General features: G+C 69.5%; 4 protein-coding genes. 3 read left to right on the top strand and 1 reads right to left on the bottom strand.

Annotated features, from left to right (window positions below):
• The coding region (locus OZ10_RS19795) for a sulfite exporter TauE/SafE family protein (RefSeq protein ID WP_202903047.1) at window positions 1-334 on the bottom strand (334 nt) is incomplete at its 3' end.
• A gap of 316 nt (window positions 335-650) precedes the next feature.
• Here OZ10_RS19795 and OZ10_RS19790 point away from each other — a divergent pair.
• The 3 genes from OZ10_RS19790 (at window position 651) to OZ10_RS19780 (ending at window position 3,780) form a co-directional block, all read left to right on the top strand.
• The gene (locus OZ10_RS19790; protein ID WP_039415530.1) at window positions 651-1,040 is read left to right on the top strand and encodes a YchJ family protein; all 390 of its coding nucleotides are present in this window, start codon (window positions 651-653) and stop codon (window positions 1,038-1,040) included.
• A gap of 190 nt (window positions 1,041-1,230) precedes the next feature.
• Window positions 1,231-1,437: a hypothetical protein gene (locus OZ10_RS19785; protein WP_039415528.1), complete on the top strand. Its 207-nt coding sequence runs from the start codon at window positions 1,231-1,233 to the stop codon at window positions 1,435-1,437.
• Between the two features lie 180 nt (window positions 1,438-1,617).
• Window positions 1,618-3,780, top strand: coding sequence for a lytic murein transglycosylase (locus OZ10_RS19780; RefSeq protein WP_039566760.1), 2,163 nt, complete (start codon window positions 1,618-1,620; stop codon window positions 3,778-3,780).
• Window positions 3,781-3,941 lie beyond the last annotated feature (161 nt).

The raw sequence follows: 3,941 nt of genomic DNA, 5'->3' as shown, positions 1-3,941 counted from the left end.
GCACCAGAATCAGCGGCCGCACCGCCTGCTTGGGCATCAGGCTGACGGCGGTCGCGCCCAGAAACGAAAACGTAAACGCCGCCACCGTTGCATACAGCACCGGCCGCCACGGAAAGCGCACAGTGCGCGCATACCGCCACGCCGACGCCGCGGTGCCGAACATTGCGCTGAACTTGTTAGTGCCCAGAATCAGCGACGGCGCCTGCTGCGGCAGCGTCGCAAACAGGCCCGGCAACTGGATCAACCCACCGCCACCCACCGCCGCATCCACCAGCCCGGCAACGAATGCGATGCACAGCAGCCAGGGCAATTCGGTGGGAATCAATTCCAGCAAGGCCACGCTCCGCACAATAGGGGCCACAGCATAGCGAGTGCACCGAGGTCGCGCGCCGCAGCAACAGCGAACGCAATCGCGGCAGGTGTAGCCGCGTCGTGAGCTGCAGTATCAGCATCAGCAGTAGCCGATGCCTGCCCCGTGTCATCCACGCACACGCCAATGGAGACCGTGCAACATCAGATCACGGCATCCAAAGCCCCTCTCCCCGCGGGAGAGGGGTTGGGGTGACGGTACGGGGCAAAGCCTCGTGTTGTTCGATAAGAGGCTGCTAAACAACGCCCCAATCCCCAATCCCATCCCGCACAATCCCCGCATGCCAACCTCCACACCCACCGACCCCTGTCCCTGCGGCCGCCCCGCCAACTACGCGCAGTGCTGTGGCCCTTACCACGCCGGCGCCGCCGCGCCCGACGCCGAGACCCTGATGCGCGCCCGCTACAGCGCCTATGTGCGCCGCGATACCGCCTACCTGCTCGCCAGCTGGCATCCGTCCACGCGCCCACCGGAGCTGTCGCTGGACGAAGGCGGGCGCACCACCTGGCTCGGCCTGACCGTACAGCGCGCCCTCGCGACCGGCCCCGACACCGCCGAGGTGATCTTTCTGGCGCGCTATCGCATCGGTGGCGGCAGCGCGGTGCGCATGACCGAACACAGCCGTTTCGTGCGCGAAGCCGGCCACTGGTACTACCTCGACGCGCGCTGAGCAGGACCCAGGCCAGTTGCTACCAGAGCCCAGGCAACCCCAACCACGTCCGCACCCCAACGCGCAGCCCAAAAGCCCGGTTCAGCCCGACGAACGGCATCCAGACCCGCCGTTTGTCGACGCCACGTTCGCAGCCGATCCCGGAAGCTTGCCGCGCTGGCGAACTCCGCCGCGGGGTGGGACTGGGATCATGGCAACCTTCAATCTCTGGCAATGGGTGCTCCTGGCGGCGGTCATGTTCGCGGTTGTGCTGCCCGCCTGCGTGGCCACTGCACTGATTCGCTTCGGCCCACGCCACGATGCCCCGCGCCGTGCCAGCACGCGCCGGGTGGCCGATGGCGCCGCATCGACGCCGGCCCTGTCGCTGCTCACCGGGATCGCCGGCGACGGCAGCTAAGCCCGTCGGCCAACCGCAGTACGGGCGGCACTGGCTGCAGCGGGCTCCACCTCGCTACGCATCACCCTCGCGACCACCTGCACGCCTGCAACCAGTCAGGTTGGCTATGCTCGTCGGCTCGACCAGCCGCGCAGGAGCCCTCCACCGCATGACGTCCGCCCATCCGCTGGCCACCGTGCCATGACGCTGCCCCAGCGCGCACTGCCGTTATTGATGGGACTGCTGCCGCTGGCTGCCTATGCCGACCCGGCCTTCGACCGTTGCCTGGCCGGGCTGCAGACCCAGGCCGCGGCCAAGGGCGTGGACGCCGCCAGCTTCCAGCGCTTCACCACCGGCCTGGCGCCCGATCGCAGCGTGCTGCCGCTACTCGATGCCCAGCCCGAATTCACCACACCGATCTGGGATTACCTGGCCAGCCTGGTCGACAGCCAGCGCGTCACCGACGGCCAGGCCATGCTGGTTACCCACCATGAGCTGCTGACCCGCCTGTCCGAACAGACCGGCGTGGACCCGGCCACCATCGTCGCGGTGTGGGGCGTGGAAAGCGACTACGGCCGCGTCACCGGCAAGCGCCCGCTGCTGGCGTCGCTGGCCACGCTGGCGTGCGAAGGCCGCCGCCAACCGTTCTTCCGTGGCGAATTCCTCGCCTTGCTCGGCCTGCTGCAACAAGGCGATCTGTCCGCCGATGGGCTCACCGGCTCCTGGGCCGGCGCGTTCGGGCAGACCCAATTCATGCCCTCGACCTACGCCCGCATCGCGGTGGATGGCGATGGCGACGGCCGCCGCGATCTGGTCGCCAGCATTCCCGATGCACTGGCCTCCACCGCCAACTATCTGGTCAAGGCCGGCTGGGAGCGCGCCCGCCCGTGGGGCATGGAAGTCACGCTGCCGCGCGGCTTCGACGCCAGCAAGGCCGGCCGCACCCGCCGCCAACCGCTGCAAGCCTGGCAAAACGCCGGCCTGCTCGGCACCGATGGCAAACCGCTCGCACCGGCCGGCCTACCGGCAGACACTCCCGCCGCCTTGCTGTTGCCGGCCGGAGCCACCGGCCCGGCGTTCCTGGTGTTCCGCAATTACGACGCGATCTATGCCTACAACGCCGCGGAAAGCTATGCGCTGTCGATCGCCCTGCTGGCCGACCGCCTGCGCGGCGGCCCCGGCCTGGCCGCCGCCTGGCCCACCGACGACCCCGGCCTGGGCCGCCCGGAACGGCGCGAACTGCAGCAGTTGCTGCTCGCCCGCGGTCACCAGATCGGCGAAGCCGACGGCATGGTCGGCAGCGCCACCCGCCGCGCCATTCAGGTCGAACAGACCCGCCTGGGCCTGCAACCGGCCGACGGTCGCCCCGGCCAGCGCATCCTCACCGCACTGCGTGCCGCCCCAGCGCTCACCGGCATGGCCGCAATACGCGCCACCGCATTCAAGCTGCCGGCCGCGTACCCCGCCTTCGCCCAATCCCCCATCGTCCACAAGGCATCCCCCATGTCCGACACCACCGGCCTGACCACAGGCGATTTCCATGGTTTCCCGTCGTTGCTGATCGACACCCCGTTCTCCACCGCCGCCATCAGCCTGTTCGGCGGCCAGCTGCTGTCGTTCGTGCCCAAGGGCGGGCAGGACGTGATGTGGCTCTCGCCCAGCGCCCAGCAGCCGCCGACCCCGATCCGCGGCGGCGCGCCGGTGTGCTGGCCATACTTCGGCCGCCAGGACCAGACCGGCGATGTGCCTGCGCATGGCTTCGTGCGCACGGTGGCATGGCAGCTCACCGAGAGCCACCGCGAGGACGACGGCACCGTGGTGCTCACGCTCACCCCGCCGAGGTTCGACGACCTGGCGCTGCGCCTGCGCATGACGCTGCGCATCGGTCGCACCGTGGAGCAACGCCTGATCACCGAAAACACCAGCGCCGCCGCGGTGCGTTTTACCCAGGCGCTGCACAACTATTTCCACGTTGGCGATGCGCTCAAGGTCAGCGTACAGGGCCTGGACGGGCTGGATTACCTCGATAAATACGAGAACTACGCCACCGCTCACCGTCAGCAGGGCGACTGGAGCCTGCGCGACCCGCGCGACCCCGGCCGCAGCGACCGCATCTACACCAACGCCGGCGGCCGCTACACCCTCACCGACCCGGTACTCGGCCGCCGCATCGTCATCGCCACCGAAGGCAGCCGCTCGCTGGTGGCCTGGAACCCGGGCGAAGAAGCCGGCAAGAAGATGGCCGACGTGGGCGAGGGCTGGCGCGACTACGTCTGCCTGGAAGCGGCCAACGCCGGCCCGGACGTCATCGAACTCGCCCCCGGCGCCAGCCACACCCTGACCCAGACCATCAGCGTCGAATAGCCAACTACCGGTCGCCCGGCGGCACGCTGTCTTCTCCGCCCGCGGGAGAAGACCGGCGTCTGGAAGCAGCCAACGTCGGCCCGGACGTCATCGCGCCCTCCCGCCGCCACCCGCACAGCCCCAGCCTCTCAGCCCCAGCCTCTCAGCCCGGCCCCAGCCTC

The organism is Xanthomonas cannabis pv. cannabis (assembly GCF_000802365.1).
GTDB lineage: Bacteria > Pseudomonadota > Gammaproteobacteria > Xanthomonadales > Xanthomonadaceae > Xanthomonas > Xanthomonas cannabis.
This window is presented reverse-complemented; position numbering and strand designations above follow the sequence as displayed.